The following is a 20827-nucleotide window of genomic DNA, read 5'->3' as shown; positions in this document are numbered from 1 at the left end:
ACGAATTCCCGGAACGCGCCGATGTGATCACGGCACGGGCTCGAGGAGGGGCCAGGCCGGTCCTCGTCGGAGGCCGCCGCGGGGCACCTGACCAGCGCGCAGCCGGGCGTGGAGGGCCCAGGGGCGCCGCCGGGGGCGCGCTCTCCTGTCGGAAGGCGTCGGAAGGCGTCGGAAGGCGTCGGAAGGCCGACAAACACTTCCGATTTTGCCGTTTGTGGTGTACTAGGCGCCCCCTCGAGAGCTCGAGCCGGACCCGCCGCATGACCCGCATCCTCCTCATCGACGACTCCGCCGCGATGCGGACGTACATGCGAGCGGCGCTCGAGGGGGCGCCGGAGCTCGGTCCGGCGGTCGAGGTGGCCGAGACGGCGAGCGGGTTCGAGGCGCTCCGGCGGATGCACGGGGGCGCTTACGACGCGGTGATCATCGACATCCACCTGCCGGACATCGACGGCCTGGAGCTCATCCGTTTCATCCGGCAGAGCCTGCACCACCGCGACGTCGCGCTCGTCATCGTCTCGTCGATGTCCTCGCCGCGCGAGCGGGAGCGGGCGTTCCGGCTCGGCGCCCATGCGTTCGTCGCCAAGCCGTTCGCCCCGGATACGCTGGTGTCCGCCGTTCGGCGGGGGGTCGCGTCGAGCCAGCTGGGCCTGCGCGTCGCGACGTAGGCGGGCGCGACGCCTCGCGGCGAGGCTTCCGGTGCACCGCTCCGAGCTGGTAGGGTGCGGGCCATGACGCTTCTGTCCCACCTACGCCGCTTCCGCGTGGCTGCGCCGCTGGCGCTGCTCGTCGCGACCGCCTGCTCTGCCTCGTCTCCCGCGCCCCGCGTCGAGCCGCCGCCCGCGGCCGCCGCGCCGTCGCCGGCGTCGTCCGGCGCGCCCGGTGAAGTCGGCCCGACCGGGCTGCTCTCGGAGGAGGACTTCAAGGCCCTCCACCAGCTCAGGGCGGACAAGGCCCCGCCCGCGAGAGGACAGACGGTCGATGTGGCTGGCACGAAGGCGTACCTGAGCCTACCGCGGGACGCCAAGCCGCCGATCGCGGGCGTCATCGTCATCCACGAGTGGTGGGGCCTGAACGAGCACATCAAGCACTGGACCGATCGCCTCGCGGAGGACGGGTATGCGGCGCTCGCCGTGGACCTCTACGGCGGCAAGGTCGCGACCACGCCGGACGACGCGATGGCGGCGATGAAGGCGGTCGACGAGGCGAAGGGGATCGAGGTCGTGCGCGCGGCGCGCCGCTTCCTCACGACGGACGCGCGCGTCCTCGCGCCGCGCACGGCCTCGATCGGGTGGTGCTTCGGCGGCGCGTGGTCGCTCAAGCTCGCGCTGAACGAGCCCGAACTCGACGCGGCCGTGATCTACTATGGCCGGCTCGTCACCGACCCCGCGCAGCTCAAGGCGATCAAGGCGCCCGTGCTCGGCATCTTCGGCAACCAGGACAAGGGCATCCCGCCCGAGGTCGTCAACGATTTCGACAAGGCGCTCCACGACGCGGGCATCGAGCACGAGGTGCTCCGGTACGACGCCGACCACGCCTTCGCGAACCCGTCGGGAGAGCGGTACAACACCAAGGCCGCGGCGGACGCGTGGGAGAAGGCGCGGCGGTTCCTGGCGGCGAAGCTGAAGGGGTAAGGAGCGGCGGGGCTGGCGAGGGGGGCTCAAGCGGCCATCCCCCTCGCCGGCCAGGCGCTCAGCGGGACTTGAGCCGCTCGATCTCCGCGCGCGCCTGCGCCAGCTGCTTCTCTGTCTCCTCGCGCAGGCGCTGCTCCTCCTCGCGCAGGCGCTGCTCCTCCTCGCGCAGGCGCTGCTCCTCCTCGCGCAGGCGCTGCTCCTCCTCGCGCAGGCGCCGCTCCCTGTCGAGCTCCGCGGCCAGCTCCTCGGCGACGCGCTGCGCTTCCTCCTGGTGGGAGATGACCTGATCGAGCATCACGCCAAGGCGGGCGATCCTCTCGTCGGCGTCCTCGAGAAGGGCGTTGCCCGCGAAGAAGCGGAGGCGCGTGCCGTCGAGCAGCAGATCGAGGCCGAGCACCTCGGAGGCGAACCGGCCAGCCTGAGGCACGATGCGCTGGTAGGCGCGCGGGCGTGACGGGTCGCTCTCCTGGGCCGCGGGCAGCCTGTAGGCGTGCAGGCGCAGGCGGGCGCGGTCGAAGAGGAAGTACTCGCGGATGCCGAGCCGGGCGTAGCGGTCGACGTTGAGCTGGTGATCCTTCGTACGGCTGCCGGCCACGTGGACCTCGATCACGAGATCGAGCCCCTTGCCCTCGTGGTCGACCACCCACCGCATGCGCTCGTGGGGCTCGACGTCGATCACGGCGAGCAGGTCGGGCGCGAACCGCGGCTCGCCGGGGTAGAAGACGGCGAGCTCGGAAGAGAGGTAGATCTTGCGGGCGGTGCGGCGGAAGAAGCCGTCCAGGGCGTCGAGCGCGTCGCGCTTCGCCTTGCGGTGCGGGTCTCCCTCGGGAGGCATGAGCTCCAGCGGGACCTCGGCGGGGAGCATGTCGACGACGCGCGCGCGCTCGGCCGGGGTCATCCGCGCCCACTGCTCGCTCGTCGGCGCGCGCGGGTCCGCAGGGTCGAAGAGATAGCCGGTAGGGAGGGCCTGAACCACACGCGAAGCCTAGCTCAACCCACCTCGCTCGGGGAGGCTCCCAGGGCGCCGGGCGCCAAGGTGACGCCAAGGTGACCCCTTACGGCGAGGCATCGTTTTGCGTGTGATTTTCAGGGGCGGCCGTCGCTCATCGCCTCAGCGGAGCTCGCGCAGCGCTGCGATGAGCTCCGCCAGCGACGTCGCGTCGCTCCGATCGAGCGCCACAGAGCCCGCGGCGAGCGCCTCGGCGAGCGCGCGCGAGCCCCCGGCCTCCGGCGCGGCGGCGGCGACGGCCGACTCGGCGCGCGCTATCTCCGTCACGAGCGCGCCGATCGCCGCCGGGTCGATCGCCGCCGCCCTCGCCGTCGCGGAGAGCGCGCCGGCGGCGCTCTCGACCTGCTCGGCAGAGGCGCGCGCCGAAGCGTGGAGCTCCGCCAGGCGCAGCCGCTCGAGCAGCGCGCCGTAGGCCGACGCCATCGCGGCGAGCTCGCGCAACGCGAGCGCCGCCGGGCCCTCCGCGCCCTCTGGGCCGGCCGCGCCCTCTGGGCCGGCCGCGCCGTCTTCGCCGGGCGCACCGTCTTCATCGGCCGCGCCCGGCGCGCGCCGCTCCGCGATCTCCACGACCTCGGCGCGCGCCGCCCGCACCTCGCCGAGGAACGCCTCGATCGACGCCGCCGCCGGCGCGAGCGCGCCCGCGCCCAGGGTCGCGAGCGCCTGCGTCGCCTCGCGCGGCCGCCGCCGCAGCAGCCGCCGGAGCGGCGCGTTGCACGCGATCCGCAGCGCCGCGGCCTCCGCGGCGGCGAGCACCCGCTGGCCCATCGACAGCTTCAGCGCTGCCTCGTCGCACGCGCGCGCGAGGTCCCCGGCGAGCGCGCTCGCCTCCGGCCGCTCCTCCGACGGCGGCGCGTCCTGCGCGCCGGCGCGCTTCGCCTCGAGCGCGGCGCGCGCGCCGGCGAGCGCGCCCACCGCGGCGCGCAGCCGCGCGACGGCGTCGTCGGCCGCCGCCGTCTCGGCGGCGAGGTCGTCCCCCTCGGCGTACGCGCGCTGGCTCGCCGCGAGCAGCCGGCGCCGCTCGTCGCCGGCCCGCAGCGCCGCGGCGCTCCGGCGGGCCTGGGCCGCCCCGAGCGCCGCCGCGGCGCGCGCCCCGAAGGTCCACGCGCACGCCGCGGTCGCCCCGATCGCGGCCGCGGCGGCGATCCCCACGGCGGCCGTCGGGACGGCCGCGCCCGCGCCCGCGCCCACGCGCAGCCCGACCATCCCGGCCGCGAGCGCGCAGGCCGCCGCGCCCGTGCCGACCGCGCGCGCGCCGCGCTGGCGGGGCGCGGCCTCGAGCGCCGTCACGCCGAGGTAGGCCACCGAGCCGAGCGCCACGAGCAGCAGGACGAGCGACAGCGGCGACGTCAGCGTCACGAGGAGCCAGCCGAGCAGCGAGACGTCGATCATGGCAGCGCGCCGCTCGCCAGCGCGACCTCCCGGTCCTTCGCGCCGATCGACCCCGGCGCGCTCGTCACCTGGAACGACGCCCCGTCCCACACGATCGTCGTCACCACGAAGCGCACGTCCCTCCCCGGCGGATCGCTGCGGAACCGGACGCGCCACTCGAGGCGCGCGAGCTCCGAGGCGGGCAGCTGCACCGCCGCGAGCCCGACCGCCGGCGCGAAGGTGCCGTCGCCGAGCGCCGCGTCCACCTGGCCGTCCCGCGCCGCGAGGGCGAGCTCCGCGGCGTAGTCCTCCCAGAGCACGACGCGCAGCGCCCCGGGCCCGCTGAAGAGCTGGAGCTCCTTCAGCTTGCGGGCGAGGCTCTCGGCCTCGGCGCCGGTCGCGGGGGCCGCGCCGCCGCCCCCGGCGAGCAGCCGGCCGATGCGCGCCGCCGACAGGAGCCGCGCCCACGCGCGCGGATCGTCGGGCCCCGGCGTGCCCTCCGCGGCGGCGACCTTGCGCTGGATGCGGAGCGCCTCGTCGACGCGCCCGCTGCCCGCGGCCGCCGCGGCGAGCCGCAGCCAGCCCTGGGGCTCGGCCGGCGCGAGGTCCGTGAGCGTCGTGTACTGGCGGTACGCCGCCGCGTACCAGCCGTGCCGGAGGTAGACGTCGCCGAGCATCGCGCGCGACGCGGGGCTCGTCGGGTCGAACTCGACGACCTCCGAGTACGTGCGCAGCGCGTCCGCCTCGAAGCCGCTCGACGCGAGCACGTCGCCGAGATCGAGCGCGAGCGCCGGGCTCATGAAGCCGCGGTCGCGCAGCCGCCGCCCGTAGGCGAGCGCCTCGTCCTTCCGGCCCGCCTCCGCGAGCAGGCGCACCCGCCGGATCTCCCCCTCCGGGTCGTCGGGCCGGTCGGTGAGCGCCTGCCGCACCAGCGCGAGCCGATCGTCCACCGCCGGGAGCGCCGCGAGCCGCTCGTCGAGGAGCGCCCAGCTCGCCCTGGGATCGACGCCCCCGAAGAGCGTGCGCCGCACCGCCGCGGAGATCGCGGGGTCCACGCTCCGCCTGAGGAGCGCGTGCGCGATGAACCGCTGCGCCTCGGGCTCGCCGGCGAACCGGGCGAGCAGCGCCTCGGCGCCGCCCTCGGTGGACACCCTCGCCTGGAGGAGCGAGAGGAGCGCGGCCCTCGATCGCCAGTCCGGCAGCTCGCAGGTCGTGAGCGCGCCCTCGTAGCGCGCGATGAGCTGCTCCGCCGTCGTGGCGCGGGCGAGGCGCTTCGACCAGACGACGATGCGCTCGGCGAGCGGCCGCCGCGCGGTGTCGCTGCACGGCGCCATCGCGACCTGCGGGCGCCTCGGCGGCGGGGAGGAAGCGGGGCGCGCCGCCGCGGGCGCAGTCCTGCGGGCCTTCTCCAGGCGCGGGATGGCGTCGGACGGCGTGATCGGACCGCCGCCGCCCGCCGCGCGCTTGAAGCCGGTCGAGCCGATCGCTGCGAGCTCGGACGGCTCGTCGGCCGCCCGTGCGCTCATGGGCGCAGCCAGCGGGCGGGGGGCGGCCGGCTGGGTCGCCGTGGCCTCCTGCTTCTGCCGCAGGGGCTCTTGCTCCGCCTCCTCGGCCTGGCGCGCCGCCTCGGGCGCGGGGGGCGGGGCCGCCAGCGTGGCGCCGGGCGAGGGGACATCCCCCTTGAGGCCCTGGTCCCGCTCGTTGCCCTGCTCCGCGATCGCCGGCGCCATCGCCGGCGCTGGCGCCGCCGCCTGCGCCCTCGCGCCGTAGCCGCCTTCTTTCGCCGAGCTCTCCTCGTAGGCCGCGCTCGGCTCGCTCCTCGAGCACCCGGCGGCGACGGCCGCGGAGGGCGGCGCGAGCAGCGCCGCGAGCTCGCGCTCTCGCCGGGGCGTGAGCGCCGTCAGCCGCTCGCCCCGGAGCGGCGAGCGCCGCCGCCGGATCCCCTGGTTCACGTAGGCCTGCTCGCTCTCGAGCGCCAGCGTGCTCGTGAACGGCGTGATCAGCCCGTAGTCGAGCCCGAGCTCCACCACCTTGCCCCGGTGCGCCTCGATGTCGTCGCCGTCCGCGAGCAGCCGCCGCATCTTCTCGGCCGCCCAGAAGCGCGGCACCAGCGCCGCGCCGACGCCCCGATCGAGCGCGATGGGGTGCTCGCGGGTGTACTCCTTCCCCGCGAGCCGCCCCTTCACGATCGCCTTCGTGGGCAGCGCGTGGTGCGTGCGCGCGAGCAGCACCACCTCCTCGCCGCGCGACACCTTGCCGCTCGCGGTGAGCATCGGCTCGTCGAGCCCTGCGCCGAGGTCGATCGCGAGATCGGTGATGGTCGGCGTCTTGATCGCGCCGGCGAGGCGCAGCACCTCGGACGTCGAGCCCTCGGCCTCGTCGATCCGGAACGCCTGTCCTCCCCCGGCGCGCGCGAGCTCGCGGAGCAGCGCGTGGTTCGAGTTCTCGCCGACGCCGACGGTGAAGAAGCGCGCGCGCGAGCCCGTGAGCGAGCGCCGGAGCCGCTCCGCGAGGCGCGCGCCCGTCACCTCGCCGCTCGTCGCGAGCCCGTCGCCGATGTAGATGACCGCCGGCTGCTCCTTGCCGTGCACCCGCCCGAGCGCCGACTCGAACAGCGCGCCGAGGTCGGTCGCGCCCCCCGTCGCGTGCTCGGCCAGCCGCGTGAGCGCGGCGGAGATCTCCTTGTCCGACGCCTCGGCCAGCCCGTCCTTCGGGTGCAGGACCGCCGGCGCCGAGTCGAGCGCGATCAGCGCGAAGTGGTCCGACGGCGACATCGCCCGCAGGATCGCCTCGGCGGCCGCCGCCTTCTGCTGCCGCGCCGACTCGTCGGCCGACGCCGACGTGTCCACCACGACGACCAGGTCGGCGGGCAGCTCCTCGAGCTCGGCCCAGTCCACGTCGGGCACGTACCTGGCCATCACGTAGTCCGCGCGGTCCTCGCCCGCGGCGAAGCGCGACACCCGCAGGGGCGACGGCTTGGCCTCGACGGAGGCCTCGAGCTGGAAGTCCGCGCGCGGCTCGTAGCCGCTCCGCCGCATGCTCACCCGCCGCCCGCCGTCCTCGATCACCGCGTCGGCCAGCGTCGCGATCTGCAGCCCCTGGCCGGCCTGGCCGAGATCCACGGACAGGGAGAACTCGCCGATCTGCACCGGATCGCTCGCGCGCATCGGGTAAACGTAAGCAAGCTTACCTGATGGCGCGCTGAGCATCTCCACGTAGCGCAGCACGACGCGCCGGGAGCCGCTGGCGGGCACGGGGAAGATGCGGGCGCGGTAGCTGTGTCCGTCGACCCACTCGAGCAGCGCCGGCTCGTGGCCTGTCTGCACGGCGGTCTGGTACCGCTGCGCCGCTTCCTTCCGCTCGATGACCTCGCCCTCGACGAGCACGCCGTTGGTCTCCACGGCGAACGAGCTCACGATCGCCCGCTCGGGCACGGTGAACCAGTACCAGCCCTCGACCTGGCGTCCGCCCGGGTTCGAGAAGGTCTGGTCGACCTCGGTCTCGGCGATGCCGTCGCGCAGGACGGCCCGCACGGCCTGCCGGCTGATCTCGAGCGTGCGCGCCTGCGTCCCGGGGGCGCCTTGCAGGTCGACGCCGTAGATCCGGCCGGATCCGCTGCCTTCGCCTGCGAGCGGCCGGTGGTCGCCCATGCCTCCGGTCCAGTCCTCCCAGTAGGTGAGCGGCGCCACCTTGGGCGCGGCGCTGCCGGCGACGGTCGCCTGCTCCCCTGCGTGCACCTCGACGCGCCCGCCGGGGGCCGCGACGACGGCGAGCCCGCGCGCCACGTACACGGTCACGGCGTCGCCCGAGCGCCTCATCGACAGGCCGGCGTCGGCCGCCGAGACGTTGACGTCCCCGAGCGCGTGCGAGAGCCCGCCGCGCCCTTCGGGCGGCGCGTCGAGCCAGACCTCGCCCCGGGCGATCGAGAGCCCCTCTGCGCGGAGCGCGATCTCCGAGTCTGCGCGGAGGAACACCGCCGAGCCGTCGGCGAGCCGGACGAGCGCCCGCGCGCCCTTTCCGGTCGCGAGCTTCGCCCCGACCGGGACGGGGATCCCGGACACCACCGTCGACTTCCTGTCGTCCTGAGCGCTCGCCGCGAGCGTGACCTCCCCCGACGACAGCTCGAGCCGCGCGCCGATGGCGCTGGTCTTCTCGGGCTTCGTCTCGTGGGTCAAGACGAGCGCTGTCACGCTGGCGGCGAGCGCGAGCGCCCCGAGCGCGAGCCGGAAGCGCAGACCGCGCCTGCGGCGCGCAAGCTCGGCCCCCGCCCTCGCTGCGCCCTCTTCTGCCGGCGTATCGGCCGGCTCTACCTGTTCGTGCGACGACATCCAAGACCTCCTCGCCGCGGTGGCCCTCGCCCCCGGGAGCCCAGCGCGGGGCCGCATGCAGACGTCCCATGCCCCCCGGCGATCTACCGAAGCGATCGCGCTGGTCATCGTAACGGGAAAGCGCGCAGGAAGCGTAGCCCCAAGCCGGAGCGGGACGGCGAGCGGCGCTCATCCGGATGCCGCCTGGCGTGGGGACGAGCTTCGATCCGCCAAGACGCCAAGAGAAGAAGAATTGAACGCCAAGGCGCAAAGACGCCAAGACGCCAAGACGCCAAGAGAAGAGAGAAAAGCTCGTGAAGGCGCCAGGAGAAGATTGCGACGCTGGCGCTCCAAGGGTCACCACGCAACGTGGAAATCTTGCTGCGCCACGCCGCTCCGAACGCCGATCGGGCACGCTGCCGCCACGATGGCCGACCGGACGATGCAGAACAGCAGCGCTGCCTTCTTGATATCGATCGCACTGGCCGCCGTCGCCGCCTGCGGAGACGACGGCAGCGGAGAGGCGACCGCCTCGACGACATCTTCCGCGAGCTCGAGCACAAGCGCGAGCGCCGGGACCGGCGGCGGCTCGACCGGCGAGGGCGGTGCTAGCGGCGGCGCGACAGGTGGCGGCGGCGGCGCGACGGGCGGCGGCGGCGCGACAGGGGGCGGCGGCGCTGGCGGCGTGGGCGGGTCGGCCGGCGGCGGCGGCGCCGCGGTGGAACTCCTGGATCAGCTGCGCGCGCTCGACGTCGCCGAGGTCACGGAAGAGGCGTCCAAGATCCCCGGCTATCGGTTCTTCGTCATCGAGCTCGAACAGCCTGTCGATCACGATGCCCCGGGGGGCGAGCGCTTCCGGCAGCGGCTCGCGCTGCACCACCGCGACTCGAGCGCGCCGCTCGTGCTCGCCGCGACCGGCTACTCGCTGTTTCTGCCCGAGCAGTACATCGAAGAGCCCACCGCGCTCCTGAACGCAAACCAGATCTACATCGAGCACCGGTTCTTCACGCCGTCACGCCCGGAGCCGGCGGATTGGACCAAGATGACGATCGAAGCGGCGGCCGCCGATCACCACCGCGTCGTCGAAGCGTTCCGCACGATCTACACCGGGAGATGGATCTCCACGGGGGCGAGCAAGGGGGGAATGACCTCCGTCTACCATCGTCGTTTCTACCCCGATGACGTCGACGGCACGGTGGCCTACGTAGCTCCGCTCAGCCGCGGCGTGGAAGATCCGCGCTACATCGATTTCCTGAACCAGGTCGGCGAGGCCGACTGCCGCGAGCGCATCGCCGCGTTCCGGCGCGAGGTGCTGCTCCGGCGCCCGGCCATGCTCGAGCGCGCAGAGACGGAAGCGGACGCGCTGGGCTTGACCTACGACCTGTTCGGCGTGGAGGCGCAGCTCGAGAGCGCTGTGATATGGCTCCCATTCTACTTCTGGCTCTACTCGCTCGAGGCCACCTGCGGCCAGATCCCGGACGTGTCGGCGTCCGACGACGACCTGTGGCTGGCCCTCGGCCTGATCTCTCCCGTGAGCGCCGGCGCCGACGCTGCGTATCTCGCCTTCGAGCCGTACTACTGGCAATGCTACACAGAGCTCGGCGCCCCCCTGCCCGACACCGCTGATATCGCTGACCTGCTCACGTTCGACTGGGGGGCGGTCGACCGCCTGCCGACCATCCCCATCGAGCCGGCGTTCTCGCCTGCCGCGATGGAGGACGTCGCGCGCTGGGTCGCCACCGAAGGCAGCGAGCTCCTGTTCATCTACGGCGAGAACGACCCGTGGTCTGCCGGGGCCTTCGATCTCGGCGCGGCGGTGGACTCGTATCGCTATTTCGCGCCGGGCGCCAACCACGGCGCGCACATCGGCGGCCTCGCCCCGGCCGACAGGGACGCCGCGGTGGCGACGCTCGCCCGGTGGGCGGGTGTGCCACGGTCGCTCGTGACGGCGCAGCCCTTGCGCGCAGGCCTCCCCCGCTCTCCGCGCATGCTGCGCCCGCGATTCGCTCTCTGATCTCTTGTCTTTTTCGAGGCGATCACGACGATGTCGCCGGCGATTGCCGAGGGCGCTGGTGCGGCTGGATGACCCCGGGTTAACCTCGACCGATGACCACCGCGGACCACGGGGAGCACATCCTGGCGATGCGGCCGCAGCGATGAGCGAGGACGCCCCCGGCGCGGCTTCGCCCGAGCGACGCTGCAAGGTCGAGGTGCAGGACGCCCGCCGCGACAAGCGCCTCCTCGGGTCCGTTGTCGTCGCGTCGCTCGTCGGCACGTTCGCCGCTCCGTGGGGGCTAGCCGCGCTCGGGATGGAGACGGCCTCGCTCTTCGCCGCGCTGATCGGCCTTGGCAGCTATTTCGCCAGCGCGCTGTCGTTCGCCGGCGCGGACCGCGGACCGGGCGAGCGCCGCCTCCGCGACGGCAGCGTGACGATCGAGGGCGAGCGGCTGCTGATCGCGGAGGGAGCGAAGGAGAGCAGTCTGCCGCTCGCGCGCCTCGCGGGCGGCTGGACGGAGCGGACGCCGAACGGCCACGCCGCGGTGCTGTCGTTCTCGGATGGGCGCGTCGCCGCCGTCGAGCAAACCTCGGAGCAGGAGGCGATCGACCTCCTGTCCCGGGCCGGGGCGGGGGCGCAGGCGCGCGCGGTGCGGATGCGCACGTACCGCGAGGACTCCGGCGGTCGCAAGATCGCGGGCTGTCTCCTGGCCTTCTTCGTCCTGATCCTCGCCCCGGGTGCGCTGGCGCTGCTGATCCTGCTGTTCACGGCCATCGCAAAGTGGTCAATCGCGCCCCTCGTTCCGATGGTGGCCATGGGCGGGCTCGCGCCGCTCCTGGGCGTCGCGGCCTGGCTCTGGTCCAAGGTGACGCCGAGCTGGGTGCATATCGGCACCGACGGCGTGATGGTCAAGAGCGCGTTCCGGCGGCGGTTCTTCCCGCACAGGGCCATCGTCCAGGTCACTCTCACCCACGGGGGCGTTGGCGGCGCCTATCATTTCGTGAAGATCGGCCTGCGGCACGGCGAGTCGATCACCGTCCCGGCGGCCAGCCCCGCCGAGGCCACGGCGCTGATCGAGCGAATTCAGGCCGCTCAGCTCGCCGTCGCGATGCAGGATCGGGCGCGGCTGCTGGAGGTCATCGCGCGCAATGGCCGGCCGCTGGCCGAGTGGAAGAAGGCGCTGGGGTCGCTGGTGGCCAGGACCGGATACCGGACGGCGGGGAACGATCTCGAAGAGGTGCTGCGCATCGTCGAGGACGGTTCGGCGCCGCCGGAGCAGCGCGTCGCTGCGGCGCTCGCGGCGCGCCCGCACGGGGGCGAAGCGGTGGAGAAACGGATCCGCGTCGCCGCCGAGGCGAGCGCCGAGCCGAAGCTGAGGCTGGCGCTGGAGAAGGTGTCCGCGGGGGAGGACGAGGATGATCTGCTGGAGGAGATCGGCGCCGGGGACGCCCGGAAGGCGGCGGGATGAGCGGTGTCATCTGACCGGCACGCGGCGACGCCGGTGAGATGAACGAAAAACTCGTCAAGCCGCCAGAAGAAGATTGTAGCGCCAGCGTGCCAAGGGAGCGAAGGAGGAAATATTCCCTCTTGCCTTTTGGCGTCTTTGCGTCTTTGCGCCTTTGCGTCCAATTCTTCCTCCCCCTCCGACCGGCGCTTCAGGCCACCTCGCGCCCCGCGGGTCAGGCGCGACGAGCGCTTTCAGAGGGCCAGGGCCCTCTCTATATCTTCATGGAACAGGCCGCCTGGGCAGGGTGAACGTCCCTGCGATGCGCGAACGGCGGTTTCTGTGGGGCTATCCATCATAGGAGGGGGCGATGGCAGGATTGCTTCCGGAGTTCCGGAGGTTCATCGACTACGTGTCTCTTGTCTCCTGGAGGCGGGGGCTGCGCCGGGAGCTGCCGGGCGACAGGTTCCTGGCCGAGGTGGTGAGGACGGTCGACGGCGACACGCTCCGCGTGCGCGACGAGAACGGCGTGATCCATCCTGTCCGTATGCTCTCCATCGATACGCCGGAGACGCACTTCCTCGGCGCCTCGCAAGGTCACTGGGCCGAGGTGGCCGCCGAGCGGCTGTCCGAGCTGCTCCCCGACGGCGCCGAGGTCGAGATCCAGACGGACGAACAGCCGTTCGACGCCTACGGTCGCGTCCTCGGATACGTCCTGTCGCGGGGTCGGCTCATCAACCTGCAGATGCTGGAGGAGGGCCTGGCGGCGACTTACATCGTCGCCCCGAACCTCCGCCATGCCCGGGAGCTCTCCGAGGCCGCGCGGCGGAGCTTCGCCGAGCGCCGCGGCATGTTCGGCGACGCCAGCGTCCTGCTCCCGTACGAGTTCCGGTGGAGGATGCGAGGCCGGTCGAGCGCGAAGCTCGTCGGCAGCCTGTCCCGAGGCGAGGTGTACGATCTGGCGGAGCGGGAGCGGGTCCCCGTCTGGGATCGGGTGTTCTTCTTCCAAGCGAAGGACGTCAAGGCGCCGTTCTTCCGCGTCAGGCCGGAGCGGGGCGAAGAGGGCGGCTGAACGGACCGCCGTGGGGCGCGCGCGCTCGCGGCGCGGGCCATGATGCCACGGATCGTGGCAGTTTGCCTCGCGCCGGCCCGCACATCGGCTGGACGGAGCGCGCTCGTGCGCTCTGTGGGCACGGTGATCCGCGCTGGCGCGAGGTGTGCTCGTTCGCCGATCCGAGCGAGGGGGCACGATCCCCCGCGCAAATTGCCCCGCTCCGCGCCTGATCAGGAACGGAGCGCACAGCGGGCGCGCCCCTGGCACAGGAGTCGCCTGCGGGCGGAACTGCTCATGGCGCCTCGGCTGTATGCCCGGCGAGCCGCCATTCGTGTGCACCGGGCGGGAGCTCCGCGCGCCGGGAGGCGGGGCGCTCGGCCGGCCATTTCTGACGACGTACCCCTCGTGAAGGAGCCGCTCGTATGCCTGTGAGGAGAATGGATATCACGTGCATGGTGGCGTGCACTGCCGCGCTCTCGCTCGGCCTCGTGCACTGCGCCTCGACGCCCGGGGCGGTACCTCTGGAGCCTGACAGCACCCGTGGCACGCCGCCGGGGACGCCCGAGGCGGTCGCGCCGGCGGGCCCGAGGGCGCCCATGAACGCGTATCCGCCGCCCGGCCCCGCCACGCCGCGCACGAGCTACCTGCCGGTCGACGACAAGGAGCCGTTCGCCGCTGTGATGGCCCGGATGAAGGCCGACAAACCCGCGGTGATGAAGCGCCACCAGACGCTGCTCGATGCGCGGTACGACCTCTCGAACCGCCCCGCGCCAGGCGTCACCATGTCGCGCGGAAAGCCCGTCCAGGGGGGCGTCCGCGTGAAGCTCGAGAAGGGGACGACGTGGGAGTCGCTGGCGGCGCTCACGCCCGACGCCATCCGGGACCAGGGGCTCTGGCCGCAGGGCTTCCTGCCGCTGCCTCACCCGAACCAGCCGGAAGGCGGGATGGTCTTCCCGAAGCTCCAGATCGAGGAGCTGAAGCGCCAGACGGGGAGGGATCTCACGCGCTTCGATCTCGACTTCGATATCCCGGATCACCTGATCTCCGAGTTCCCGCCGCCGATCTACCTCACGACGCGGCCTGACCTCGGCGACGTCTCCAAGGGGCAGCTCGTCACGATCGACAACTTCTACGAGCTCTTCAACGGCATCCTGAACCCGAAGCAGCTCGAGGGGCTCCGCCTCCTCGTCACGCCGTTCCCGCAGATGCAGTTCAACGCGACCGCGGACCGGCGCTCGGAGAAGGCGAGCCTCGGCGTCGCCTGCTTCGACTGCCACGCGAACGGGCACACGAACAACGCGACCCACCTCGTGGGCGACATAAGGCCGCAGGAGTTCCGCCACCGCCTCGACACCCCGACCCTGCGCGGCGTGAACATCCAGCGCCTCTTCGGCTCGCAGCGCGCGCTCAAGACCGTCGAGGACTTCACCGAGTTCGAGCAGCGAGCGGCGTACTTCGACGGGGACATCGTCATCGCCGTGAAGAAGGGGATCAACATCCTGGACCGGGGGCACCAGGTGCACCCGATGGCCGAGTTCCAGGAGATCCTCGACTTCCCCCCGGCGCCGAAGCTCGCGTTGAACGGGCGCCTCGATCCCGCGAAGGCCACGCCGGAGGAGCTCCGCGGAGAGCAGATCTTCAACGGCAAGGGCCAGTGCGCGACGTGCCATGCCGCGCCGTACTACACGGACAACCTGATGCACAACCTGCGGGCGGAGCGCTTCTTCAAGCCCGTGCTCATCAACGGACGGATGGCCACCGCGGACGGCCCCATCAAGACGTTCCCGCTGCGCGGCATCAAGGACAGCCCTCCCTACCTGCACGACGGGCGCCTGCTCACGCTGGAGGACACCGTGGAGTTCTTCAACCTCGTGCTCGGCACGAAGCTGACGGCGCAGGAGAAGGCCGATCTCACGGCGTTCCTCCGGGTGCTCTAGGAAGGCTGCGGCTACCGGCGCTCGCGGGGACCTTTTCCTGCCGCGGCTCCGCAGGAGAGGCGCGCTGCGATGCCGTCGAGCACGCAGTCGAGACCCCTGTCGAATGAGGCGTCGGCCGGCGGGTGGGTGGCGTCCTTGACCACCTTGGCGAGCGTCGGGAAGCGGCCGGTGGCGATCATCCGGCGGATGTACGCCTCCGACGCCCGCTGCCATTCGGTCTGATCCATGCCGCTCGCGACCTCGGCGCGCAGCTCGTTGGCCTCGGCGCGGATGGCGCCGATCACGTAGGCGTTGACGGTCCTGACCGCCATCATGACGGCGTCGATGTCCTCGAAGCCCGGAGCGCCGCTCAGCGCGGCGAGCGAGGCCTCGAGGTGCGCGAGGGCGTTCGGGCCCAGATGGGGACGGCCGCCCAGCAGATCGATGAACCACCCGTGCTCCGTGGCGACCCGACGGGTACGGTGGGCGATCGTCCGGAGGGCCTCGCGCCAGCCGCAGGGGATCGGCCCCGCGGACGCCATCTCCCCGTACACCGCGTCCACCATGAGCTCGAGCAGCTCCTCCTTGGTGTCCAGGTAGCCGTAGAGGCGCATCGGGCCGGCGTCGAGCGAGGCCCCGATCTTGCGCAGGGACACCGCGGCGAGGCCTTCCGCGTCGGCGAGCGCGATGGCCGCGCGCACGATCCGCTCTCTGCTCAGCGGCCCGGGAGCGGGACGGAGCGCCGGCTCCGGGCGCTCCCAGATGAGGGAGGCGCCGGTCGCGTGCGGTTTCTTCTGCCGTGCGGTCATCGCTCGTCTTGTCCTTGTCCGCATCGGACCCCGGTTGACAACAAATCCTGAACGATACACTGTATCGCAGTGATACACTGTACCAAAGGACGGTTTTCATGGAACTAGAATCGACGCCGGTGCTCGTGGTCGGGGGCAGCCTGGTCGGCCTGTCGGCCGCGGTGTTCCTGGCCTGGCGAGGTGTGCGCACGGTGCTGGTCGAACGGCACGCTGGCAGCTCGCCGCATCCACGCGCGATCGGCTACACGCCGAGGACGCTGGAGCTCTATCGCGCGGTCGGGCTGGGCCAGCACATCCCGCAGGTGCCGCCCGGCTTCCGGCTGCGCCGGGCTCGGGTCGAGAGCCTGGCCGGGGCGTGGTTCGAGGAGGTCCCGTGGACGCCCGGGGAGCAGGGGGCGCCCGCGATCGAGCGCTCGCCGTGCGCGGGCGCTGCGATCGCCCAGGATCGTCTCGAGCCCAGGCTTCGAGACAGGGCGGTCGAGCTCGGCGCCGACGTGAGGCTCGAGACCGAGCTGACCCGCTTCGAGCAGGACCCAGGCGGCGTGACCGCCTGGCTGCGTGAGCGCGACGGGCGAGAGGTCGCGCTGCGCGCTTCCTACCTGGTGGCGGCGGACGGCCACCGCAGCGCGATCCGCGAGGCGCTCGGGATCGGGCGCGCCGGGAGAGGGCACATCCGGACGGTGCGCAGCGTCCTCTTCCGGGCTCCGCTCGAGGAGTACCTTCGAACGGGGGTCACGCAGTTCGCGATCGAGCAGCCGGGCTTCAGCGCATTCCTCACCACCTACGGCGATGGCCGCTGGGTGCTGATCTTCTGGGATGACGAGGAGCGCGACGCGGCGACGTTGAGAGCGCTGGTATCCAGGGCGATCGGCAGGCCGGACCTGGAGATCGAGATCGTCACCACCGGGCGCTGGGAGATCAGCGCCCTCGTCGCCGATCGATTCATGTCCGGCAGGGTGTTCCTCGCCGGGGATGCCGCGCACACGCTGCCGCCCAACCGGGGTGGTTACGGCGCGAACACCGGCATCGAGGACGCCCACAACCTCGCGTGGAAGCTCTCTGCGGTCCTCTCCGGCGCGTCGACGCCGGATCTGCTCGACACGTATGACGCCGAGCGGCGCCCGATCGCGTGGCTCCGGCACCACCAGATCTTCGCCCGGGAAGACTACAAGGCGCATGCGGGCGGGACCGCCGGAGGCGCGCCGATCCTCGACGACGACGCCATGGAGCTCGGGCAGCTCTACCGATCGACGGCGGTGCTCGGCGCCGGCGACGGGCTCCCGCCGGCGTTGCGGCCCGAGCAATGGGCGGGTCAGCCCGGCACGCGCGCGCCGCACGCGTGGGTGGTGAGGGGCGGCGAGCGGCTGTCGACGCTCGATCTGTTCCAGCGACGCTGGGTGCTGCTCACCGAGGACGCGCGGTGGTGCCCCGCCGCAGCGCAGGTCGGTGAGCAGCTGGGCATCGAGCTCGAATGCGTCCGCATCGGCGCGGAGGTGCTGCCATCCGATGAAGGAGCGTTCTCTAGGGCGTTTGGTCTCGGTGCCGGGGGAGCGTCGCTGGTCCGCCCGGACGGCTACGTGGCCTGGCGCTCGCTCGACCTGCCGGCGGATCCGCGCGGCGCGCTCGCCGATGCCCTCGGGCGGGTGTCGTCCGCCGCGCGCCGCACCGGCGAGCGCGACGTCCTCAGTTAGGTGGTCGCCTGAGCGCGCTCGCCGGACGGGCTGGCGAAATCAGCGGCGAAGCGGGCCGGCCACCGGGTGATGACCTCGGTGCTCCGCCCCGTCATGCCCGGAGGCGACTGCGCGGCTCAGGAGTGCGGCAAGATCAGGTGGGTGGTCGGCCCGGTCCGAGGCGCCGTGGCCGGCGCGTCGAGGGATCGTCGAGCTGGCCTGGGGGACGCTCGCCTCCAATCCCGGTCCGGCTCACCTCAGGTAGTCGGAGATCGCGTCGTACCAGCGGCCCGCCATCCGGGCGTAGCCGGCCTTGTTGGGATGGACCCCGTCGCCGAGCTCGGACGTGGGGAAATCCTTGAACTGATCGACGAAGAGGACGTGCGCGCCCTTGCTGGCGCGCGCCTCGACCAGCGCGGGGATCTTGGCGTTGTACGTGTTGACCGCGCCTGCGCCCATCGGGAAAGGAATGATGTTGCTCACGACGATCAGCGCGTCGGGCGCCTCGGCGATCAGCTCGTCGATGAGCGCGCCCAGGCGGGTGTCGGCGCCGTTCGGCTCTCGATACATGTCGTTGGTGCCGGCGTGGAGCAGCACGATGTGCGGCATCTCCCGGAGCCCCATCGGTATACGCTTGGCGATCTGCTCGATGGTCTCTCCGCTGATGCCCTCGTGATTGCGGGGGAAGGGCTTGCCATCGACCATCGCGGGGCCGTTCATCTGCTGCGTGCCCGTGAAGGTGACCTCGTGGTCGTCCTGCGTGGCAAGGTGGAAGAGCTCGACCCGGTACCCGCCGTCGAAGCCGAGGCCGACGGTGATCGAGTCCCCGAGGGGCAGGATCTTGCAAGGGCCCGTCGCAGGGCAAGGCTGGAACCCTGTTTCGGGCGAGCCCCCGCTGCCGCTCGAGGTCTCCGCAGAGCTGCTGCTGCTGCTCGCGCCCCCAGCCCCTCCGGCGCTGCTCGAGCTGCTGGAAGATGCCCCACCGCCCGAGCCGCTGGTCGCCGTCGTCGTGCTGCCAGCTCCGCTCGTGCTCGAGGAGACGCCCGACCCCTCACCCGTGCTCGTCGTCTGGGGGCCGCCGGAGGAAGAAGCCCCTCCTCCAGACCCACCCGAGTCTTCGGGCGACCCATCAGAAGCGCTGGAGCAGGCCATGGAACCGACCAACAGCAGGCCCACGAGCGGAATCCCACGGGCAAAGGTGCCGAATGCGCCACGGCGGACGAGCAGCGAAGAGGTCGAGGTAGACATGTGAGCCCCGCTCCCGGTCAGCGACCGAAGAAAATTGTGTTGTAAGCAGAGGGGGCGGGAGCTCGGCGCAATGCCTGACCACCCGCACAGCCTTTGCGAAAAAGTGAAGGGAAGGGTACGTGGCGCTCGCAGCGAGGTCGTTCAAATTCCCGGCGAAGGTTTTCAGGATCCCGACGCGCGGGATCCCATCCACCCGGCGCCAGCGCGCAGAGATGTGTGTGTGCTCACATGCCTGGCGCACGAGGGGCTTGACCCCCGTGTTCCTCGATGCCGACGATGCTCCGGGGCGATTCAGGCATGACCGCGGAGTTTTCAGCGAAGTACGGCGCGGCCCTGACCGGATCGGACTGGGTGGGGCTGCCCCTCCGGATCGGGTACGTGCCCGAGAGCGGCCGGCTCGAGGGGCTCTCGGCGGAGAGCGATGCGATTCTGGTGTGGACGGGAGGCCCCTCGCAGGTCGACATTCGCTTCGCGGAGCCGACCTCGGGCGAGGTCCGGGAGCATTCCTTCGAGCGGCTCTCGGGAATGATGGACCTCTTGCCGCGGAGGACCAGGCTGCACAGCGTCGCATGGCGGGGGCGGCCCTCCGTGTGCACGTCGGTGAACTTCCCCGAAGCATCCATGGTGGCGCTCTGTGCGTCTCCGTCCGCCGTGCTGGTCCCGGAGCGGGAGCCGCGGTTCGGTCTGGTCGACGCCCATGTCGTCGACCTGGTCCATCGCCTGCAGGCGCAGGCCGAGGGGCAGGAGTACTTCGGGGCCGTCTACGTGCAGTCGCTCTGCCTGGCGCTGGCTTCGTACGTATCGGCGCGGTACGGAGCGGGATCAGGGGCGGAGATCTCGCTGCGCAACGCGAGCCTCTCGAGGAGCCAGCGAACTCAGATCGAAAGATTCGTGGACAGCGAGCTCTCCTCGAACTTCGGGCTCGTCGACCTGGCGGGGCTGGTCGGCTACTCGCCGGACCATTTCTCGCGCTTGTTCAAGAGCGCCTTTCACCAGACTCCCCACCAGTACGTCATTTCACGCCGCATCGAGAAGGCGATGACCATGCTCCAGGACGAGCGGCTGTCCATCGCGGAGATCGCGCTGGAGTGTGGCTTCTCCAATCAGGGGCACCTCACCACGGCGTTCAAGCGCCGCACGGGGACGACGCCGGGCGCCTATCGAAAGAAGTGATGTCCCGGCCGGCGATCACTGGACCAGCGGGGCCGGTGGGCCCTCGGCTTCATCCTGAGAGCCATCGAGCATCATGCCCGGATCGACCGGCGCCACCGGGCTTCGCAGGGCGAGTTGCCGCTGGAGCAGCTGCTTGGTCCGCAGGACGCCCGACACCGAGCGGATGAGGCTCCGGTGATCCGCGCCGAAGTCGAGCCGCGGCACCGAGAACGGCGCGTCCGCGGAGCTACGGAACCCGCTGACCGTCGCATGGTCGCCAGGCCAGTTGGTCACGGCTCCCAGGAAGCCGAGCCGGCGAAGCGTCGCGCACTCGCGAGGACCGAAGTCCGTCCCCTCGTGCCCGTTCGGATAACAGAAGATGGGGACCGGGCGCCTGGCCTCGGCGCGCAGGCGCGCCCAGGACACGTGGATCTCGTGCTTCGATTGCGCGTCGCTCGTCCTGGAGAGCACCGGATGGGTGACCGTGTGCGGACCGAACGTGATGCCGCGCGCCTCGCACGCGCGGACGTCATCCCACGACATGGGCGCGTACCGCGCGGGAGGGCGCGCCGGGAGATCGACCTCGGCCGCGGCGGCGAGCCGCTGGATGGCGCGGAGCTTCTCGGTCTCGGGCACGCGCTTGCAGCGCTCCGTGAAGCGCCGCGCGAGCTGCGCCCGCGGGACGCCGTCGTCCAGGCGGATGACGTGGCGGAGGCCGCCCAGCATCACGCTGAGCTCGCGGCGTGGCGTCGTCTCGAACACGTGCTCCACGCGGTGCCACCAGCACCACAGATGGCCGTCCAGATAGCCGCTCACCACGAAGATGGTGGCCGGGCAATCGAACTCCGCGAAGATCGGCGCGGCGACCGTCGCCTGGTCGATCGTGCCGTCATCCATCGTGAAGGCGACGGCCCGGTCGATGGGCGGCTCCTCGCCCGCGAGGCCTCGGAACACCCGCTCGAGCGACACGAGCGGATACCGCTCCCTCCTCAGGAATTGCAGCGCGCGCCGGAGGGCGCGCGGATCCAGGCCCTCGATCCCGCGATCCGGGTCGGCGAGCCGATGCATCACGATGATGGTCGAATGGCCGTGCATCATCGGTGTGAATGGTCGCGTCGCCCACGGCGTGGCCAGGAGATCGGAGAGCCATCGCATTGCGTTCGACATGAGTCGTCCCCCCTTGAGAGCGTTTGAAAGCAGCAGCGTTCGGCGACGGCGGC

General features: G+C 72.1%; 14 protein-coding genes. 8 read left to right on the top strand and 6 right to left on the bottom strand.

Annotated features, from left to right (window positions below; genetic code table 11):
• Nucleotides 1-260: 260 nt before the first annotated feature.
• The gene (locus tag WMF27_RS35025) at nt 261-668 is read left to right on the top strand and encodes a response regulator (protein ID WP_437764523.1); all 408 of its coding nucleotides are present in this window, start codon (nt 261-263) and stop codon (nt 666-668) included.
• 63 nt (nt 669-731) lie between these two features.
• Nucleotides 732-1634, top strand: a complete 903-nt coding sequence (locus tag WMF27_RS35020; protein ID WP_437764524.1) for a dienelactone hydrolase family protein — start codon at nt 732-734, stop codon at nt 1632-1634.
• A 58-nt stretch (nt 1635-1692) separates the two neighbouring features.
• On the opposite strand, the gene WMF27_RS35015 is transcribed toward WMF27_RS35020, so the two are convergent.
• The 3 genes from WMF27_RS35015 to WMF27_RS35005 form a co-directional block, all read right to left on the bottom strand.
• Nucleotides 1693-2610, bottom strand: coding sequence for a Uma2 family endonuclease (locus WMF27_RS35015; protein WP_437943277.1), 918 nt, complete (start codon nt 2608-2610; stop codon nt 1693-1695).
• A 135-nt stretch (nt 2611-2745) separates the two neighbouring features.
• Entirely contained in the window at nt 2746-4032 is a 1287-nt protein-coding gene (locus WMF27_RS35010; protein ID WP_437764526.1) for a hypothetical protein, read from the bottom strand.
• Nucleotides 4029-8339, bottom strand: a complete 4311-nt coding sequence (locus tag WMF27_RS35005; protein WP_437764527.1) for a VIT domain-containing protein — start codon at nt 8337-8339, stop codon at nt 4029-4031. Before WMF27_RS35005 ends, WMF27_RS35010 begins: the two co-directional genes overlap by 4 nt.
• A 406-nt stretch (nt 8340-8745) precedes the next feature.
• On the opposite strand from WMF27_RS35005, the gene WMF27_RS35000 reads away from it, so the two are divergent.
• The 4 genes from WMF27_RS35000 to WMF27_RS34985 all read left to right on the top strand — a co-directional run bounded on the left by WMF27_RS35000 (nt 8746) and on the right by WMF27_RS34985 (nt 14749).
• Nucleotides 8746-10332 carry a S28 family serine protease gene (locus WMF27_RS35000; RefSeq protein WP_437943276.1) on the top strand — a complete coding sequence of 529 codons (1587 nt, stop codon included), beginning with the start codon at nt 8746-8748 and terminating at the stop codon, nt 10330-10332.
• Between the two features lie 58 nt (nt 10333-10390).
• A complete protein-coding gene (locus tag WMF27_RS34995) occupies nt 10391-11782 on the top strand; it encodes a hypothetical protein (protein WP_437943275.1) in 1392 nt (463 codons plus the stop codon).
• Between the two features lie 346 nt (nt 11783-12128).
• Nucleotides 12129-12830, top strand: coding sequence for a thermonuclease family protein (locus WMF27_RS34990; RefSeq protein ID WP_437943274.1), 702 nt, complete (start codon nt 12129-12131; stop codon nt 12828-12830).
• Between the two features lie 578 nt (nt 12831-13408).
• Nucleotides 13409-14749: a cytochrome B6 gene (locus WMF27_RS34985; protein ID WP_437944552.1), complete on the top strand. Its 1341-nt coding sequence runs from the start codon at nt 13409-13411 to the stop codon at nt 14747-14749.
• 11 nt (nt 14750-14760) lie between these two features.
• Here the strand turns inward: WMF27_RS34985 and WMF27_RS34980 are convergent, their stop codons facing one another.
• The gene (locus WMF27_RS34980) at nt 14761-15537 is read right to left on the bottom strand and encodes a TetR/AcrR family transcriptional regulator C-terminal domain-containing protein (protein ID WP_437764531.1); all 777 of its coding nucleotides are present in this window, start codon (nt 15535-15537) and stop codon (nt 14761-14763) included.
• A gap of 98 nt (nt 15538-15635) precedes the next feature.
• On the opposite strand from WMF27_RS34980, the gene WMF27_RS34975 reads away from it, so the two are divergent.
• Complete coding sequence (locus WMF27_RS34975; protein ID WP_437943273.1) at nt 15636-17228, top strand: FAD-dependent oxidoreductase; 1593 nt, start codon at nt 15636-15638, stop codon at nt 17226-17228.
• Between the two features lie 231 nt (nt 17229-17459).
• Here the strand turns inward: WMF27_RS34975 and WMF27_RS34970 are convergent, their stop codons facing one another.
• Nucleotides 17460-18359 carry an SGNH/GDSL hydrolase family protein gene (locus WMF27_RS34970; protein WP_437943272.1) on the bottom strand — a complete coding sequence of 300 codons (900 nt, stop codon included), beginning with the start codon at nt 18357-18359 and terminating at the stop codon, nt 17460-17462.
• Nucleotides 18360-18752: 393 nt separating this feature from the next.
• Between WMF27_RS34970 and WMF27_RS34965 the strand changes: the two genes are divergently transcribed.
• The gene (locus tag WMF27_RS34965) at nt 18753-19628 is read left to right on the top strand and encodes a helix-turn-helix domain-containing protein (RefSeq protein ID WP_437943271.1); all 876 of its coding nucleotides are present in this window, start codon (nt 18753-18755) and stop codon (nt 19626-19628) included.
• Nucleotides 19629-19643: 15 nt separating this feature from the next.
• On the opposite strand, the gene WMF27_RS34960 is transcribed toward WMF27_RS34965, so the two are convergent.
• Complete coding sequence (locus WMF27_RS34960; RefSeq protein WP_437943270.1) at nt 19644-20774, bottom strand: polysaccharide deacetylase family protein; 1131 nt, start codon at nt 20772-20774, stop codon at nt 19644-19646.
• Nucleotides 20775-20827: the final 53 nt, after the last annotated feature.

The sequence above is a fragment of the Sorangium sp. So ce281 genome (assembly GCF_051527395.1).
GTDB classification, from domain to species: domain Bacteria; phylum Myxococcota_A; class Polyangia; order Polyangiales; family Polyangiaceae; genus Sorangium; species Sorangium cellulosum_B.
Note: the sequence above shows the minus strand (reverse complement) of the source record. Positions and strands in the feature narration are given on the sequence as shown.

Bases quoted from the DNA above. Each gene is read 5' to 3' on its own strand.
- WMF27_RS34970 (WP_437943272.1), bottom strand. From the start codon at position 18,359: ATGGCCTGCTCCAGCGCTTCTGATGGGTCGCCCGAAGACTCGGGTGGG.
- WMF27_RS34980 (WP_437764531.1), bottom strand. From the start codon at position 15,537: ATGACCGCACGGCAGAAGAAACCGCACGCGACCGGCGCCTCCCTCATC.
- WMF27_RS34975 (WP_437943273.1), top strand. From the start codon at position 15,636: ATGGAACTAGAATCGACGCCGGTGCTCGTGGTCGGGGGCAGCCTGGTC.
- WMF27_RS34960 (WP_437943270.1), bottom strand. From the start codon at position 20,774: ATGTCGAACGCAATGCGATGGCTCTCCGATCTCCTGGCCACGCCGTGG.
- WMF27_RS35025 (WP_437764523.1), top strand. From the start codon at position 261: ATGACCCGCATCCTCCTCATCGACGACTCCGCCGCGATGCGGACGTAC.
- WMF27_RS35020 (WP_437764524.1), top strand. From the start codon at position 732: ATGACGCTTCTGTCCCACCTACGCCGCTTCCGCGTGGCTGCGCCGCTG.
- WMF27_RS35000 (WP_437943276.1), top strand. From the start codon at position 8,746: ATGGCCGACCGGACGATGCAGAACAGCAGCGCTGCCTTCTTGATATCG.
- WMF27_RS34985 (WP_437944552.1), top strand. From the start codon at position 13,409: ATGAACGCGTATCCGCCGCCCGGCCCCGCCACGCCGCGCACGAGCTAC.
- WMF27_RS35005 (WP_437764527.1), bottom strand. From the start codon at position 8,339: ATGTCGTCGCACGAACAGGTAGAGCCGGCCGATACGCCGGCAGAAGAG.
- WMF27_RS34990 (WP_437943274.1), top strand. From the start codon at position 12,129: ATGGCAGGATTGCTTCCGGAGTTCCGGAGGTTCATCGACTACGTGTCT.
- WMF27_RS34965 (WP_437943271.1), top strand. From the start codon at position 18,753: ATGACCGCGGAGTTTTCAGCGAAGTACGGCGCGGCCCTGACCGGATCG.
- WMF27_RS35010 (WP_437764526.1), bottom strand. From the start codon at position 4,032: ATGATCGACGTCTCGCTGCTCGGCTGGCTCCTCGTGACGCTGACGTCG.